The organism is Clostridium sp. 1001271st1 H5, assembly GCF_005845215.1.
Lineage (GTDB): Bacteria > Bacillota > Clostridia > Lachnospirales > Lachnospiraceae > Enterocloster.
In genome coordinates, this window is sequence record NZ_SPHO01000001.1 from 640,391 (window position 1) to 657,151 (window position 16,761).

The following is a 16,761-nucleotide window of genomic DNA, read 5'->3' on the forward strand; positions in this document are numbered from 1 at the left end:
TATTGGAGGTACAGGATGAATACGGAAAAGACTTTTGCAGATAGATTAAAAGAGTTGCGTAATATACGAAACTATACACAGGAAGAGCTGGGTAAGATAACAAATATATCTGTTCAGAGTATACGACGTTATGAACAAGGTAGACTCAATGAAGAGCCAAGTGCGTATAATCTTTTACAACTAGCAAAGGCACTAGATGTAACACCTGAATACTTATTGATAGGAGATAATAATATGACAAGTTACACGGAGGCAATTAAGAGAGAATTGAAGCAACTTAATGACTATGGACAAATATCTGAAATTAAAGAAACCGAGTTGAATTCCACGATTTTATCACATCTTGAGATGAGTAATGATTTAGTAGATGCTGTAAAGACGGATTGGAATGCAAAAGGCATATTTAAGAGGATAGAGAAAGAGGAAGATAAACAGATTGTGGTAGACAGTTATTGTACAAGACCTTATGTACAGGATGTCATATTACGATATTGCCAGAATAGATCTATATTTAAGACAAAGTTTGCAATAATTGATGGAATGCTTTTAGAATAAAGCAAATTTGAGAGTAAATTAGCACTTTAGCCATATGGTTAAGGTGCTTTTTTTCATACCTTGAAAGGAGATGGTCACAGCAAAAACGCATCGGGGAAAGCCCGATTAACCAGTACAACAGGCATTGCCTGATTATCATAGAGTAACTATCAACAGGACAGAAAGGAATGCATATATTCCGTTCGGAAAGCTAGCCGGATTGGAATATGTGTATTCCTTTCTGGCTTTTTCCGCTTCTGTCACTTCAAAAAAGGAGATTAAACAACATGAGAAAAGAACAGGTTATTTCAACAACAAACAACAATCAGATGGAGGAGAAAGGCATGAAGAGTAGATTCATTCACTTAAAAAAGAGATTCGTTCCGGCATTATCCGGAGCACTTATGGGAGTGATGCTTATGAGCACTACCTGTTTTGCAGCAGGTACAGGTACTTCCGCAGTAACACAGCCGCTTGAGAATTTAAAGACACTTATCATTGCAGTCATTGGTGCGGTTGGTGTCATTATTCTTGCAAAGAATGTTATGGAGTTCGCACAAGCCTACCAGCAGCAGGATTCATCTACCATGAACTCTGCACTGAAAGGAATTGTAGCAGGTGTCATGATGGCTGGTATTTCAACAGTACTGACATTCTTAGGCTTCTAAGATGGGGGAAAAAGTTCCCCTTTTAGTAAAAGGAAAGAGGTGAATAACAAGTATGGATATTTTTAAGCTTGGAGACAAGATCCTTGCACTTCTTGAGGCGGTGTTTGGGTTTTGGAACAATCAGATATCCCTGGTCTTTGCAATGCTTGGACAGTCACCGGTCAGTTTCAAGGGCGGAGGTCCTTGGGCAGTTATTGAGGGTATTGAGCCGGTCTTTGTAGCGGTCGGTTCATCCCTCGTTGTGCTGTTCTTTGTTATCGGTTTCTGCTCGGAAAGCATAGATGTAAAAGATGAGATGAGGTTTGAGTCTATATTTCGTATGCTTATCCGACTGGGACTTGCAGAATGGTTTGTTGCAAATAATGTCACGATCATGAAAGCGTTTTTTACTTCCATAGGAAATCTGGTAGGACTTATATCTGCCGGGACAACGACACAGCTTGCTATTGACAGTACACAGGCAGATATCATTAAGGAACTTGGATTTGGTGAAAGTCTAGTAATGCTGATACTTACAGCTTTGCTTGCAATCATCATTATTATCTGTGGATTTTTCATCATTTACACAGTGTATTTCAGGTTCTTAAAGATACTGATTATTGTGCCGCTCGGTGCGATTGCCTGCTCCACGATGGCAGGAAACAGAATGGTCAGTCATACAATGGCTACCTACTGCAAATATTTTCTTTCGTGTGCGTTTGAGGCAGTAACGATGGCACTTGCGATTGTGGTATGTAATGCATTTATCAATGCAGGGCTTCCGGCATTTACAGGAAGTTATGCTGACTGGGCACAGACGCTTATATATCTGTGTGAAATGACATTTACGATAGCAATGACTGTTGGAAGCGTGAAGGGTGCACAGACACTTACAAGCAAGGCATTTGGATTATAGAAGGAGGTAGAAATGGATAATGAAAAGAAACAGGTTACTTATAATTCAAGTATAACCGGAGAAACGCAGGTGACATTTGATATCCAGCAGTATATGAATAACAGGGCAATGTTTATTGGTCTTATGTGTAATGAAGATGGATATGAGGAACCTTTTGGGGATGTGACTGTGAATTTGTCGGTTGCAGCACCAAATTACTGCGGATATCTGAATGTGAATGACATGCCGGATATTGAAAAGTTTATTACAGATAACGACCTTGGAGAGTTTACAGGATTTACGCAAAGGAGTGGTTTCTGCGAATATCCGCTTTATCTGTTCAATGTAGATAAGCTTAGAGAACTGTGTCCGGATGGAATGGATAAGTATGAGGCGAATATTGGAATGACAAGAAAGCCGGAGACAAAGGATTTATCAAGATAGGAGGCAGGGACAATGGTAATCGAAGTAAACAAGGATATTGACCGCTATCAGGAATCGGTTGCGATGGGACTTACTGCAAGGCAGCTTATATTTTCTATTGCAAGCGTAGTAGTCGGTGGCGGTATCGTCCTTCTTCTTTACAAGTATATCGGTCTTACGGGTTCTGCTTATGTGGCAATTCCCTGTGTGGCACCGATTGCACTTGGCGGATTCTATTCCTTTAACGGGATGAATTTCTACGAGTATATGGGAAAGAAACTGCATTTTATGTTTGGAAACAAGGCACTTACCTATGTATCAACAGAAGGAGAGCCTGCAATAAAGCAGTTAGAAGTAGAGCAGAATGAACAGGTAAAGAAGAAAGGCAGAAAGGCTGAACCGGAGACTGTAACAGCTGATTCGGCTGTAAAGAAGCAGGAGGAGTTTGAAGCAATGAAGAAAAAGACGAGAAACATGCTGCTTGGACTTGTCGCAGTCATTGTGGCGGCAGTAGCAGGCATTGCAGCATATAAGGCAATGCATTAGAAACGAATAGTATCTGACCGCAAGGTCGGGAACACAGCCCGCAGGGTGAAGTTCCCGGCGGGCTTTCATTATAAGAAAGCGAGGTTAGAGACATGGGTTTATTTACAGACGGATTTAAGTTACTGAAAAAGGCGAGTGAGCCTTTGTATAAGACACCTAAATCCATTCAGGAAACCATAGAGATTATGGCGGTGGCTGAAAACGGCATTTTTGAAGTAAGCAAAAATAAGTATTCCAAATGCTACCGCTTTCAGGACATCAATTACACGACAGCAACCGAGGATGAGCAGATCGGTATTTTCGAGAGATACTGTAAGTTCTTAAATTCGCTGGACTGTAATTATAAGATTACGATCAACAATAAGAACAAAAACATGGATGAACTCCGTGATAAGGTTCTGATTGCTGAGAAAAACGATGGCTTCAATAATTATAGAAGTATCTACAATGACATCATTGAAGAGAAGATTATTGAGGGCAGACAGGGGATTGAGCAGGAGAGATACCTGACGATCACGATTGAGAGAAAGAACTTCGAGGAGGCAAAGGCACAGTTTGCAACTCTTGAGGCAACGATACACAAGGCTTTCATTGAGCTTGGTGCAGAGATTGTACCACTTAATGGCAATGAGAGACTGAAAGTGCTCTATGACTATTATCATCTTGGAGATGAGGGCAGCTTTGATTTTAATATCAAAAAGGCTAAGAAGGTCGGGGCAGATTTTAGAAATGATCTATGTAATGGAATGGTGAAATATTTCCCGGACCATTTTGAGGATGAGAGTAAATTCTGCAAGGCACTTTTTATCAAAAAGTATCCGAGCAGTTTATCAGACAGATTCATCAATGAGATTACTTCCCTTCCGGTTCATTCCATCACGAGCATTGATGTGGTGCCTGTGCCAAAGGATTTGACTACAAAGGTGCTTCAGAAGAAATACCTTGGTATTGAGTCGGATATCATTAAGCAGCAGAGAGTCCGCAATAAGAATAACGATTTTTCTACGGAAATCTCATATGCAAAGAGAACGGAGAAAAAGGAGATTGAGGAAATCATGGATGATGTCCGTGAGAATGACCAGTGCCTTTTCTTCGTAGGAGTTACCATTATTCTTATGGCAGAAAGCAAGAAGGAGCTTGAGAGTGTATGTGAGACTGTGGAGACTATCGGAAAGCGTAACAGCTGCACGATTGATACACACTACTTAAAGCAGAGGGAGGCAATCAACACAGCGCTTCCGATTGGTGTAAGACAGGTGGAGACAATGCGTACCCTTCTTACCCAGTCACTTGCGGTGCTTATGCCATTCAATGTGCAGGAGCTTAATGACAGCACAGGCAATTACTATGGTATCAACCAGATCAGCAAGAATGTGAATATCGGCAACAGAAAGAAACTTATCAACGGAAATGGCTTCGTTTTCGGAGTGCCGGGTTCCGGTAAATCCTTCTTCTGTAAGATGGAGATGGGCAGCGTATTCTTGTCGGGAGATGATGAGATAATCGTCATAGACCCAATGAACGAATACTTTGATATTGCTGAGACCTATGGTGGAACTGTAGTAAATATGTCTACTTACACGGATAACTATGTGAATCCGCTGGAGATGGATGTATGGAGCCTTGATCCGAATGATTCCAAGGGAATGGTAAGAGAAAAAGGCGAGTTCATGCTTGGACTTTGTGAGCAGTGTATCGGGGACAGCTTAAATTCAAGACAGAAGTCAATCATTGACCGCTGTGTGAGAAAGCTGTATATCGATATTGCAAGAAGCAAAGAGAAGTATATCCCGGTGATGAGTGATTTTTACGATATCCTTATGGCACAGCCGGAGGACGAGGCAAAGGACATTGCATTGTCACTAGAGCTTTTTGTAAATGGTTCCCTAAATATCTTCAATCACCAGACAAATGTGGATGTGGATAACAGATTTACAGTATATGGTATCAGGGACTTAGGTACAGAGCTTAGTCCTATCACAATGCTTGTTATGATGGAGTCCATTCAGAACAGAATTGTTGAGAATGGTAAGCGAGGCAAGGCAACATGGCTCTATATTGATGAGTTCCATGTCCTGCTTAATTCCGAGTATTCTGCAAAATACTTGCAGCAGCTCTGGAAGAAGGTAAGAAAGCAGGGAGGTCTTTGTACCGGTATCACGCAGAATGTCGTCGATTTGTTGCAGAATTACACAGCAACTACAATGCTTGCAAACTCAGAGTTTGTGGCACTTTTAAAGCAGGCGAATACAGACAGTTCCAAGATGGCAGAGGTTATTGGAGTATCAGAGGCACAGCTTAGATTTGTAACCAATACCGCATCGGGAATGGGGCTTATCAAGTGTGGCTCTGTGGTGATTCCATTTGATAATCAGATTAGTAAGGATACAGATTTGTACAGGCTGTATAATACCAACATTCATGAGAAGATTGCAGAACAGAAGAAGCGTGAAATGCAGAACAATGTCGAATAATGTTGATAGAGGTCGCAATTTGCGACCTCAAAGCATAGCCATCCGGGAAGCTGGGTGGCTGTTTTGCATTTTGAGAGAAAGAAGGTGAGAACATTGAAGATAAAGAAAGTGGATGACAAGCCGATGATCATTCACACCAAGGAGAAAGCCAAGATTCATGCCCACGAACCAAAGGGAGCTAAGATTAAAGGCAGCAACATCTATACAGTAGAGAGAGGTCCTAAGACTATCGGCGCAAAGGTATCTGATGATAAAAAGAAGTCCTATCGCAAGAGTACCATTCATCAGTCGGAGGCTAAGGATAAAGGTCTTTCTAAGTTTAAGCGTAACATCAGAGAGTCAGGAACTTCAATCAAGACCAAGAATACCAATCTTCACATTGCAGGAAGAACAGGTGCACTTGCAGCCGGGGCAGTAACAGAGCAGATGGAAGGCGGGCAGGAGGTATCGCAGGCAGCATATCTTGCATATGAAGCAAGCCGCCCTGTTACCGGAACTGCTTCTAAGGGGGCTGCACTTTTCAGGAAAAAGGCGGCAGCCGAGGCAAAGAAGCGTATCAAGAAGGTAGAGGCAGGAAAGAAGCTGGCAAAAAAGACAGCAAAGAAAGCTGCCAAAGATACTGCCAAGACTGTAGCTAAAGAGACGGCAAAAGAAACAGCAAAGACTACTGCCAAGGTTGCAACAAAAACTGCTACAAAGACAGCTGCTACAGCGGCAGGAACAGCGGTTGCACCGGGAGTAGGAACTGCAATCGGCATGGCAGCCGGATATGCTGCAGGTGTGTCCATAGAGGTCAAGGATGAAAAGATGACCAACCGGAGCAGGAAGATAAAGTTCTTTCTAGATAAGATGAAAGCACAGGAGAATCAGACGGATAGCGTGGCAAAGCTGGTAAAGGATCTGATTGTGCGAAAAGCGATTACCTGGGTAAAGGCAGCTGCACCGATTATCGGATTGGTGCTGTTGTTACTTGTTCTTGTAGTTGCCATGATTGCTGTTCCGGTTATAGCGGTGATAGCAATCCTTTACAATTCTCCATTTGCTTTATTTCTGCCACCACTTGAATCAGGAGATACCGTGCAGACAGTAACGAGTGCTTATGTGCAGGAGTTTAACCGGGATGTGAATACGAAAGTGAATGAGCATACCGGATATGACCTTGGAGAGCTTGTATATGTGGATTATGAAGGTATGGAAGAAAACCCAAGCAATTACTATGACATCATGGCAGTCTATATGGTCAAGCATGGTATCGGAGATACTGCAACAGTCATGAATGACATTTCAAAAGGCTGGCTGCAGGCAGTAGTAAATGATATGTGTTCATACACCACAAGCACAGGAACAAAGGATGTGGAAGAAACAGATGCAGACGGTAATGTAACTACTGTCACGAAGTCGGTTCTGTATGTGAATGTCACACTGAAATCGTACAGAGATATGATTTCGGTCTATGGATTTAATTCTGATCAGGTGGAAATGCTTGAGCAGATCATGAGTCCGGAGTTTATGGGACAGCTTGGATATGCCGGAAGCGGAAGTGGCGGCGGAGGCGGAAGTCCGGGAGTAAGCTCCATGACTGAGGATGAAATCAATGCCATCCTTAGTGGAATTACAGACAGCAGGCAGAAAACAGTCTGCTCCTATGCACTTCACAGAGTTGGCTTCCCTTATAGTCAGGATTTAAGAGACAGCGGTAACTATTATGACTGCAGCTCCTTAGCCTATTATTCATGGAAGGATGCAGGCGTGGATATTAGTTTCGGCGGTGCAACCACAGCGGCAGCGGAGGCACAGGGACTGGATGAAGCCGGAAAGACAGTCTCCTTTGATGAGTTACAGCCGGGAGACCTTATCTTTTATAGTTTTACAAGCAATGGAAGATATAAGAACATCAGCCATGTGGCAGTATATGTCGGAAATGGCAAAGTGGTAGAGGCACTTAATGAAAGTCTTGGTGTGGTTTACCGGGATGTGGCAAGCACAGGAAAGATTGTTGTGATAGGAAGACCATAACAGGAAATTTGCAGAGAGGGCATAGTCTCTCTCTGAGACTGGAGGTAAGAATGGATTTAAAAGATATGATACTGGTAACAGAAAACGACAGGGGAACAGAGACAAATATGCTGATGACTCTGGATGATTATAAGAGTTTTATAGCAGTTGATGACATGTCAGAGCTTGCAGACAATTTGTTGCAGCTTGGAAGGACGCTTGGTAAAGCAGATAACTTCACAGAGTATTACAGGGCAGCAAATGTAACGGTATCTGCGAGATTCTGTCTGGATGATATTCAGCTGGGACACTTTCTTCAGGGATTTTATAACGATTCCAAGGAATTCCGGTTTGATAAAGAAGCCAGTTCTTCTGAATGTGTTGCAAAGCTTAAGGAGATTGGAATGACCGATAAGGGCTGGGTAGATGATTTTAACCTGCATTATGAAAGTGTGGACAGATTATTTGAAAGGGGACAGACATTCCATAACTTCAATGACCATGATTACATGGTGCTTGAAGCATTATCACCAAGAAATCTTGTGGTGATGGATATGAAGTCAGGTTCTCTTACAATCGCCCTTGGTGCGACAGAGTATAAGCGTTATCCGAAGGAAGAGAAGCCTTCAAAGGATAATACCACAATCGGGGTAGCGTGGGAGCATGGCATTTATCTTGGTTCCACACTCTCAACCACGAATTTCAAGGCATATAAAAGAGAGTATGGCACACCGGAAAAGATAGAGGATATCTATGATTACAGGGCAAAGCTAAAGCAGAAGTTCTATTTTTATCAGGATATGTCAAAGGATGATGATGTACCAAAGAAGCTGCAGAATGACTTCCTTCACCAGATGTATGAGGATTTCGGAACGATTGAAGAGGATTGTTTTTACGACAGGCTGGAAGATGGAAAGTACGATAAGGGCTTTAAGGAAAGACAGGTAAAGGAAGAAAAGAGCCGGTGATGAGATTTTTACAGGAGGCGATATCATATGGAACAGGAATTTGATGTTGAGATAAAAGAAGTGCTTTCACGAGTACAGAAAGTAAAGGCAGAGTCGATTGACGATGCCATCAATAAGGCAATGGATATGTATTATGCAGAGCAGATAGTCCTTGGAGCAGAGGACATGAAGGGAGTTGATTTTGCGCCTATCAGCGAAGGTCAGCTCCCTTCTTCATTAAAAGAAAACGGAGGAAGAGCAAGATGAAAAGTGATTCAACAACAGTAATTAAGAACATGGAGTTTTTAGTAAAGGAACTTCATAAGGAGTGGGACAGATCGGGTGCTTCTAAGGCATCCGTTATTATTTCCCTTGAGGAAGTAGATGGTATCAATGATAAGTTAAAAGAGATTATCTATCAGACGCAGAAGTCAGTCGATGAGGATGAGCTGACCTTTAAACAGAGCATTGTAAAGTCAAAAGAGTGCTATGTACTGCTTCGTGTGGTGCGTAAGATTGCAAAGAAAAAGGATAAATGCGAAAAACAGGCAATCGACAATGAATTTGCAATCGAGCTGGATAAGGATGAGTTAAAGCAATTTAAGGGATTGTTTGCAGAGATGTTTAAGTAGAGGAGGACAAAGGTATGGGCGTTGATATGAAGGTCAAAGCGATATACGATTCTGAAATTGGTAACATCACCAGATCAGAAAAGAACTGGAAGGATGTGTTAAAGGTCGCAGGTCAGTTATACCGCTATGAATTTGACAATATCGTTATGGTAACAGCTCAGAGACCTCCGGAAAAAAGCACACTCATGGCAGATTATGATACCTGGAAAAAGGTGGGAAGATATGTAAAGCGTGGTGCGAAAGGCTGCGCCATCTTCCCGTCAAGGGCACTGAATCCACGCATGAGATATATCTTTGATATCAGTGATACCGGAGGGAAGAATGTCAAACTGACATGGGACCTTGAGGGAGAAAATCTTAAGGATTATGTGGATTTTCTTGTGTCAGAAGGTCAGATTGAGCAGTACGATAACAGCGACAGGGAGTCTCTAAAAAATATATTAAAACAGTTTACAGGAACAGATGTTTGGCTTATAATAAAAGAAGAGTTCGGAGACCGAATGACCGAGCTTATGCAGCTATCAGGTAGTGTGATAAAGGAAGAAAGTAAGAAACGCAATGGCTTACAGCAGGAAATGGACATGGAGCAGCTTGTATATGCAAGTGTCATGTATGCTGTAGGGACGAGATGCGGATTTGACTTATCTGTGCAAGAACAGGATTTTAGTCAGATCGTAAATATCAAAGACGAAGAGATCATTTACCGTCTTGGTTCCATTGTATGCGATGTCTCCTGTAGTGTTCTTAGAGAATTTAGTCGTAACTTAAAGGCAATCGAGAGCGAAAGGAGAATTGGATATGTTAGAAAAAATGACTTACAAGGAAGTGGACGGACTGCTTTATCCGCAGATAGAGATGCCGGACGAGACGGAGGATCTCACGAAGCTGGGCAAGTACGGAAGGATGGCGATGAGTTATCTTCAGGAGAACGAGCCGGCAAGATACAAGACTCTGATGAGATTCGGGAAGATGTACGAGAAGATGGCAGCAGTAGAGGAGGAAGCGAACCAGTTGTACGACCAGCTGGAGATGCAGTATCTGGCGAAGCACAAGCCACAGAATCCGTCATCGACAATGGAGATGTGGAAGATAAGAGAGCAGGCGAAGATGCAGGCAGAGGAAGTGGTACTCCATCAGATAGTGATGCGATTCCACTAGAATCAGATGATACAGAACTGAATAGGGAACTTGATGAAATCAATTCATTGGGTGTTAGTAAGGAAGCCGAATATACACAGGCTTCCTTTTTTTTCGACCAGAACGGGCAGGCAAGCATTGGCACCATTCATACTGAGGATGAAAATAATAATCAGTTTATGCGTCAGTTCGAGCAGGACAGAAAAGCTGCATTAGCAGGTAAATACAATTACCTGAATCCCAAAAAGTCTCCAACAGTACCAAGTGAGTATATCAAACAGGTGCTTATGAGAGGTACAGGTTTTATCGGTGGTAAGGGCAGGGTATGCAAGATTTTTGAAACAGAGATTGATGCAGGAACCAGAGCAAAGCGTATCAAAGCAGAATATGGTCAGGGAGGTGCAGGCTGGCCGGTTGACGGACTGGGACTGCACGGATATGACACATTTCATGGGAACGGACTGCGTTTTCAGTGGCGAGATGAGGATGGAGAGGTTGAAGGATATGTTTCATGGAAAGATATCGAAAAAGAGCTTGGTGTCCTTATTCTTACAGGGGAATACCAGCCTGAGACACCTCGTATTGATGAGCTTGCGATGGACGGACTCCGTGAGGATGATGAGGTCATTGATGCCGAATACCGGGAAGTGGAACCGGAGGAGGCAGAATCAGAGATTGATGATTATGCAATACCGGATGAGCCGGAGAGCTATGCTTCTAACAGAGATTATGTAAGTGCAAAAGGCATGACACCACAGGAAACTGCCGATGAAGACCGCATGGTAACACATGCAGAATATGGTGCAGAGATAGAAGCTGAAACAACTGAAAAAGATCCATCAGAGCTTCAGTATATTACACCGATTGATTATGCCAAGCGTATTGATGAGCTTGATGAAGACCTGCGTGATGCGGCGGAGATTCTTGTAACAGATTGCAGCTGCTACACTCCGTTTAGGGCATTCCTTATGGATGTGGTGCAGTCTGATTTTGCATTTATGCCCAATAAACTTGACCTTATCAGGGATATTGCATTAGGGACAGATAATGCAGAAAGAAAAGCATATTCCAACAATAAGTATGGTCTTGTGGAGTACTCAATCAGAAGCGGATATGTGAAGATCAGCTATAAGAACAGGAATGGTGTGCGAAAGGAAGGTGCTCTCGACTGGCGTGAGTTATACGAGATTTTATCCTATATGGTAAAACAGCCATTTTACTGCGGAGAAGACCAGAAGAAGTATTATCAGGAGACAAAGCAGAAGGCTGACAGGGATAAGATGAATCCGGTCTATAAGAGATTCTTTGATATCGAGGATAGTGTAAAAGCCAATCGTCTTGAAACCAGGAAAAGAGCAATAGCGAATGGCTGGGAAACCAAGATTGATGAGAATGGACATGTAGTTTCAGATGATGTGGTATCAGTATCTGTGGATGATATTCAGGCTGATACAGAATCACAGGAAACTGTAGATTTTACACCAAAGCAGGAACCAGTACAGCAAGTAGAAAGTCTTGAAAATGAGAAGAATGTTGCCGGGCAGACGAAGCACAACTTCCACTATAATCTCTGGGAAATGGAAAAAGGCGGTCCCAAGACCAGATACCAGTGGAATATGGATGCAATCCGTACTTTAAAGCAGATTGAATCAGAAAACAGGCTTGCCACACCGGAGGAACAGAAAGTTCTGTCGAAGTTTGTCGGATGGGGCGGACTGTCACAGGCATTTGATGAGGAAAACGCAGGCTGGAGCAAAGAATATGCAGAGCTGAAAGACCTTTTATCTGATGAGGAATACGGTGCAGCTAGGGCAACAGTAAACAATGCCTTTTACACTTCACCGGAGATTGCCATGTGCATGAACTCGGCACTTGTCCAGTTTGGTTTCAGAGGCGGCAATGTATTAGAGCCATCTATGGGTATCGGTAACTTCTTTGGAAGTATGCCGGCGCCTATGCAGAGAAGTAAGCTGTATGGGGTGGAGCTTGACAGCATTTCAGGAAGAATTGCAAAGCAGCTTTATCAGAATGCCAATATCAGTATCACAGGATTTGAGAATACCACATATCCGGATAACTTCTTTGATGTGGTTGTTGGAAATGTGCCATTTGGTGATTACAAGGTATTTGATCCAAAGTACAACAAATATAATTTCCGTATTCATGATTATTTCATGGCAAAAGCACTCGATCAGGTGAGACCGGGAGGCATGGTTGCGGTGATTACCACGAAAGGAACACTTGATAAAGCCAATCCTACCATCAGAAAGTACCTTGCAGAGAGGGCTGAGCTTGTGGGAGCGGTAAGGCTTCCTAATACTGCATTCAAGACAAATGCGGGAGCAGAGGTGACAACAGACATTCTGTTTCTGCAGAAGAGGGAGCGAAAGATTGATATTGAGCCGGATTGGGTGCACCTTGGTATGACAGAAAACGGCATAGCGGTCAATTCTTACTTTGCAGAACATCCTGAAATGATGCTTGGGTCTATGGAATATGATACAAGGATTTATGGACAGGACAGCAGATATACAGTCTGTGTGAATAATGACGAGAACTTCAATATGTATGAAGCATTAAACAAAGCTATCAGTAATATCAAAGCACAGATTACAGATTTTGAGAGAGTGTCAGATGAGGCGGAGCAGACAGAGGAGGTTATACCTGCTGATCCGGATGTGAGAAACTACACTTACACATTTTTTGAAGGAAAGCTCTATTACAGGGAAAATTCCGAGATGGTAAGAAAAGAAGTATCACAGACTGCCGAGGAGCGAATCAGAAGCCTTGATAAAATCAGACAGATAACAAGAGATCTGATTGATATCCAAATGGATGGCTGCAGCGAGGAGGAGCTTTCTGATAAGCAGAGACTTCTTAATGTAAAATATGATGCCTTCGTAAAGCAGTATGGAGCCATTACTTCAAAAGCAAACAGAATAGCATTTCGAGATGACAGCGATTACCCACTTCTTTGTAGTCTTGAAGAAGTAAATGAAGACGGGGAGGTGAAAAAAGCGGATATGTTTTATAAGCAGACGATTAAGGCAAAGACTGTCATAGACAGGGTTGAGACTGCTGTGGAAGCATTAAATGTATCCGTCAATGAATTTGGATATGTAAATCTTGCCTATATGCTTTCTATCTATGAGCCGGATATTACTAATGCAAAGGAAGAGCTTGCAGAAAATTCCGGACAGGCAACGGATGAGATAACGCTAAGTGATGATGCTTTGGCAGAGCTTAGAAGGGCAGTTCTTGTGGAAGAGCTGGATGGATTGATTTTCTTAAATCCCGACCGCTACAACGAGAATAATCCGGACATCGGCTGGGAGACAGCAGACGAGTATCTTTCCGGCAATGTGAGAGACAAGCTTCGTGTAGCAAAGGCTATGGCAGCGGATACAGGCAATCCGCAGGCAGAAAGATTTGCAGGTAATGTGGCAGCACTTGAAAAGGTGCAGCCGGAGTGGATTGAAGCCTCGGATATTGATGTAAAGATTGGTACGACATGGATTGAGCCGCTTGATTATGAGCAGTTTATCTATGAGCTTCTCAATACACCAAGGCGTGCAAGAGCAGTCAGAAGCCAGTTTTACAATACAGGCATTCAGGTACACTTAAATAAGATGAGCATGGAATGGTTCATCGAGAATAAGAGTATGGATAAGCATTCAGTGGCAGCTACTAAGACTTATGGTACAAGCCGCATGGATGCTTATTCTATTTTTGAGGATACGCTGAATCTAAAGACTGTAACCGTCAGGGACAGGATTGATGACGGAGATGGCAAATATCATTACGAAGTCAATAAGAATGAGACAATGCTTGCAAGGGAAAAGCAGAACATGATCAAGGAGAAGTTCAAGGAATGGCTGTTTGCAGAGCCGGAGCGAAGACAGAAATATGTGGAGTATTACAACGAGACATTCAATAACATCCGTCTGCGTGAGTATGACGGAAGTCACTTACAGTTTCCGGGAATGAATCCGGCGATTGAGTTAAAGCCACACCAGAAAAATGCAGTGGCTAGAATCCTTCTTGGAGGAAACACACTGCTTGCACACTGTGTCGGTGCCGGAAAGTCCTTTGAGATGATGGCTGCCTGCATGGAGCAGAAGAGACTAGGACTTGCCAATAAGACAATCATGGTTGTTCCAAAGCCACTTATCGGGCAGACTGCATCAGAGTTTTTAAGGCTTTATCCGTCAGCAAATATCCTGGTTGCCACAGAGCGTGATTTTGAAAAGAGCCGCAGGAAGCAGTTCGTATCAAGGATTGCAACAGGTGACTATGACTGTATCATCATGTCGCACTCGCAGTTTGAGAAAATTCCAATCTCAGCAGAGAGAAAGGAGAGAATGCTTAACGAGCAGATTGATGAAATCAGCTATGCGATTGATGAGATGAAGGAGCGTAACGGAGAGCGATGGACTGTAAAACAGATGGAAAGCCAGAAGAAAAAGCTGGAGGAACAGCTGAAATCTCTATCTGATGAGAGCAGGAAGGATGACCTCATTACCTTTGAGGAGCTTGGTGTAGATTCTATCATGGTAGACGAGGCACATAATTTTAAGAACCTTGCAATTTTTTCCAAGATGAATAATGTGTCAGGTATCAGCAGTAGCGGAGCTAAGAAGTCAACGGATATGCAGCTTAAATGCCAGTATCTATCAGAGATAAATGATGGCAGAGGCATTGTATTTGCGACAGGTACACCGATATCCAATACCATGTGTGAGATGTATGTCATGCAGCTTTACTTACAGAAAGCGGCACTTGAAGAGATGGGGATTTATCACTTTGACTCATGGGCAGCGAACTTTGGTGAAGTGACAACAGCACTTGAGCTTACAGTAGAGGGAAGCGGATTCCGTTTTAAGAGCAGATTCAATAAGTTTACGAATCTGCCGGAGCTTATGAATATCTTCCGTGAAGTAGCTGATGTGCAGACTGCAGACATGCTTGACCTTGATGTACCGGCTCTTCGTGGCGGTAAGCCTATTATTGTGGAGTCGGAGCCTGACTGGTATGTAAAGCAGGTCATGGAAGACTTTGTTGTGAGAGCAGAGCGTATCAGAGGCGGTGGAGTTGATCCAAGCGTGGATAACTTCCTGAAGATTACCCATGAGGCAAGACTTCTCGGAACAGATGCAAGACTGATTGATAAGGATGCACCAAACAATCAGGATGGAAAGCTCAATAAGGTAGCAGAAAATGTCTGGAAGGAATATGAGAAAGGAAATGCCAACGGTCATATAGGCTGTCAGCTTATTTTTTCGGACATCGGCACACCGGGACCGGATAAGGACTTTACCATCTATGATTATCTGAAGGAAACTCTTATCCAGTATGGTATTCCGGCAGATGAGATAGCTTTTATCCATGATGCCAAGACAGATGCACAGAGGGATGCACTTTTTAAGGAGATGAGGACAGGTAAAAAGAAAGTTCTTATCGGTTCAACAGATAAGTGTGGAACAGGTGTCAATGTGCAGACACACCTTGTTGCAATGCATCATGTGGACTGTCCTTGGAAGCCTTCCTCCATTGAACAGAGGGAAGGACGAGGTATCAGACAGGGCAACGAAAATGAAGAGGTGGCAATCTACAGATATGTCACCAAAGGAACATTTGATGCATACAACTGGTCGCTGGTTGAGAATAAGCAGCGATTCATCAGTCAGGTAATGACAAGCAAGGCGGTAAGCCGAAGCTGCGAGGATATCGACGAGGCAACACTTTCCTATGCAGAGATTAAGGCGGTTGCCACCGGTAATCCTTTGATCAAGGAAAAGATGGAGATTGACAATGATGTCCAGAGATTAAAGCTCTTAAAGGCATCCTATGACAATCAGAGATATGGACTTCAGGACAACTTTATGATTAAGTACCCGAAGCTCATTAAGACAGCAACAGAAAAGCTTGCCAATGTCCGTGAGGATGTAAAGGCAAGGGATAAGGAGCTGATTGATAATCCAGAATTTGCCATTACCATAGGCAAAGCAACTTATACTGAGCGTGTGGATGGTGGAACCATGATGCTTGAAGCAATCAGCAAGTGTAAGACCGGAGAGACAACTGCAATCGGTAAATTCCATGGATTTGAGCTGCTTGTGGAAAAGAACTTCCTTGACATCAATTATATGGTGCTTCGTGGAAAGACAGAGTATAAAGCAGAGCTTTCCACCAGTCCGGTCGGCAGTATGGTGAAGCTTGAAAACCTGTTCAATGGACTCCATGAGAACATTGATTTCTTAGAAAAGAAGATTGAGCAGTACCAGAATGACCTTGAAGCATCAAAGACTGAGTATGATAAGCCATTTGCATACAGCACGGAGCTGGAAGAAAAGCTGGCAAGACAGTGTGAACTGAATGCCCAGCTTGACCTTGAGAACGCAAAGGCTGTGGATGCAGACCTGAGCGGACCGGAGGAAGAAAGAGAAGCAGATGACAGGATGGAAGCTGCAGCAATTGTAGCTGAGGATAAAGGCACTTATTCAGCCGACAGAGAGGGCAGAACACGATAGG

At 43.0% G+C, this 16,761-nt stretch carries 11 protein-coding genes; all 11 read left to right on the forward strand.

Features of this window, described 5'->3' with window-relative positions:
* The first annotated feature begins 15 nt into the window (after nt 1–15).
* The 11 genes from FGS84_RS02725 (at nt 16) to FGS84_RS31935 (ending at nt 16,760) form a co-directional block, all read left to right on the forward strand.
* Complete coding sequence (locus FGS84_RS02725; protein WP_227701393.1) at nt 16–555, forward strand: helix-turn-helix domain-containing protein; 540 nt, start codon at nt 16–18, stop codon at nt 553–555.
* Between the two features lie 266 nt (nt 556–821).
* On the forward strand, nt 822–1,202 hold the full coding sequence (locus tag FGS84_RS02730) for a hypothetical protein (RefSeq protein WP_040894197.1): 381 nt from the start codon (nt 822–824) through the stop codon (nt 1,200–1,202).
* Nucleotides 1,203–1,254: 52 nt separating this feature from the next.
* Nucleotides 1,255–2,097, forward strand: coding sequence for a hypothetical protein (locus FGS84_RS02735; RefSeq protein WP_118177415.1), 843 nt, complete (start codon nt 1,255–1,257; stop codon nt 2,095–2,097).
* A gap of 12 nt (nt 2,098–2,109) precedes the next feature.
* Nucleotides 2,110–2,520 (forward strand): DUF4313 domain-containing protein, encoded by a 411-nt coding sequence (locus tag FGS84_RS02740; protein ID WP_006858871.1) that lies wholly within the window; start codon nt 2,110–2,112, stop codon nt 2,518–2,520.
* 12 nt (nt 2,521–2,532) lie between these two features.
* A complete protein-coding gene (locus FGS84_RS02745) occupies nt 2,533–3,045 on the forward strand; it encodes a PrgI family protein (RefSeq protein WP_015516979.1) in 513 nt (170 codons plus the stop codon).
* A 92-nt stretch (nt 3,046–3,137) separates the two neighbouring features.
* Nucleotides 3,138–5,519: a VirB4-like conjugal transfer ATPase, CD1110 family gene (locus FGS84_RS02750; protein ID WP_138304186.1), complete on the forward strand. Its 2,382-nt coding sequence runs from the start codon at nt 3,138–3,140 to the stop codon at nt 5,517–5,519.
* A gap of 84 nt (nt 5,520–5,603) precedes the next feature.
* Nucleotides 5,604–7,535 carry an NlpC/P60 family protein gene (locus FGS84_RS02755; protein WP_347563770.1) on the forward strand — a complete coding sequence of 644 codons (1,932 nt, stop codon included), beginning with the start codon at nt 5,604–5,606 and terminating at the stop codon, nt 7,533–7,535.
* A gap of 50 nt (nt 7,536–7,585) precedes the next feature.
* Complete coding sequence (locus FGS84_RS02760; protein WP_118177420.1) at nt 7,586–8,482, forward strand: hypothetical protein; 897 nt, start codon at nt 7,586–7,588, stop codon at nt 8,480–8,482.
* A gap of 27 nt (nt 8,483–8,509) precedes the next feature.
* Nucleotides 8,510–8,728: a DpnD/PcfM family protein gene (locus FGS84_RS02765; RefSeq protein WP_118177419.1), complete on the forward strand. Its 219-nt coding sequence runs from the start codon at nt 8,510–8,512 to the stop codon at nt 8,726–8,728.
* The gene (locus FGS84_RS02770) at nt 8,725–9,093 is read left to right on the forward strand and encodes a hypothetical protein (protein WP_118177418.1); all 369 of its coding nucleotides are present in this window, start codon (nt 8,725–8,727) and stop codon (nt 9,091–9,093) included. Before FGS84_RS02765 ends, FGS84_RS02770 begins: the two co-directional genes overlap by 4 nt.
* Before the next feature lie 14 nt (nt 9,094–9,107).
* On the forward strand, nt 9,108–16,760 hold the full coding sequence (locus tag FGS84_RS31935) for a helicase-related protein (protein WP_138304184.1): 7,653 nt from the start codon (nt 9,108–9,110) through the stop codon (nt 16,758–16,760).
* Nucleotide 16,761: the final 1 nt, after the last annotated feature.

Coding starts and splice junctions, on each gene's coding strand:
- FGS84_RS02725 (WP_227701393.1), top strand. CDS start 16: ATGAATACGGAAAAGACTTTTGCAGATAGATTAAAAGAGTTGCGTAAT.
- FGS84_RS02730 (WP_040894197.1), top strand. CDS start 822: ATGAGAAAAGAACAGGTTATTTCAACAACAAACAACAATCAGATGGAG.
- FGS84_RS02735 (WP_118177415.1), top strand. CDS start 1,255: ATGGATATTTTTAAGCTTGGAGACAAGATCCTTGCACTTCTTGAGGCG.
- FGS84_RS02740 (WP_006858871.1), top strand. CDS start 2,110: ATGGATAATGAAAAGAAACAGGTTACTTATAATTCAAGTATAACCGGA.
- FGS84_RS02745 (WP_015516979.1), top strand. CDS start 2,533: ATGGTAATCGAAGTAAACAAGGATATTGACCGCTATCAGGAATCGGTT.
- FGS84_RS02750 (WP_138304186.1), top strand. CDS start 3,138: ATGGGTTTATTTACAGACGGATTTAAGTTACTGAAAAAGGCGAGTGAG.
- FGS84_RS02760 (WP_118177420.1), top strand. CDS start 7,586: ATGGATTTAAAAGATATGATACTGGTAACAGAAAACGACAGGGGAACA.
- FGS84_RS02765 (WP_118177419.1), top strand. CDS start 8,510: ATGGAACAGGAATTTGATGTTGAGATAAAAGAAGTGCTTTCACGAGTA.
- FGS84_RS02770 (WP_118177418.1), top strand. CDS start 8,725: ATGAAAAGTGATTCAACAACAGTAATTAAGAACATGGAGTTTTTAGTA.
- FGS84_RS31935 (WP_138304184.1), top strand. CDS start 9,108: ATGGGCGTTGATATGAAGGTCAAAGCGATATACGATTCTGAAATTGGT.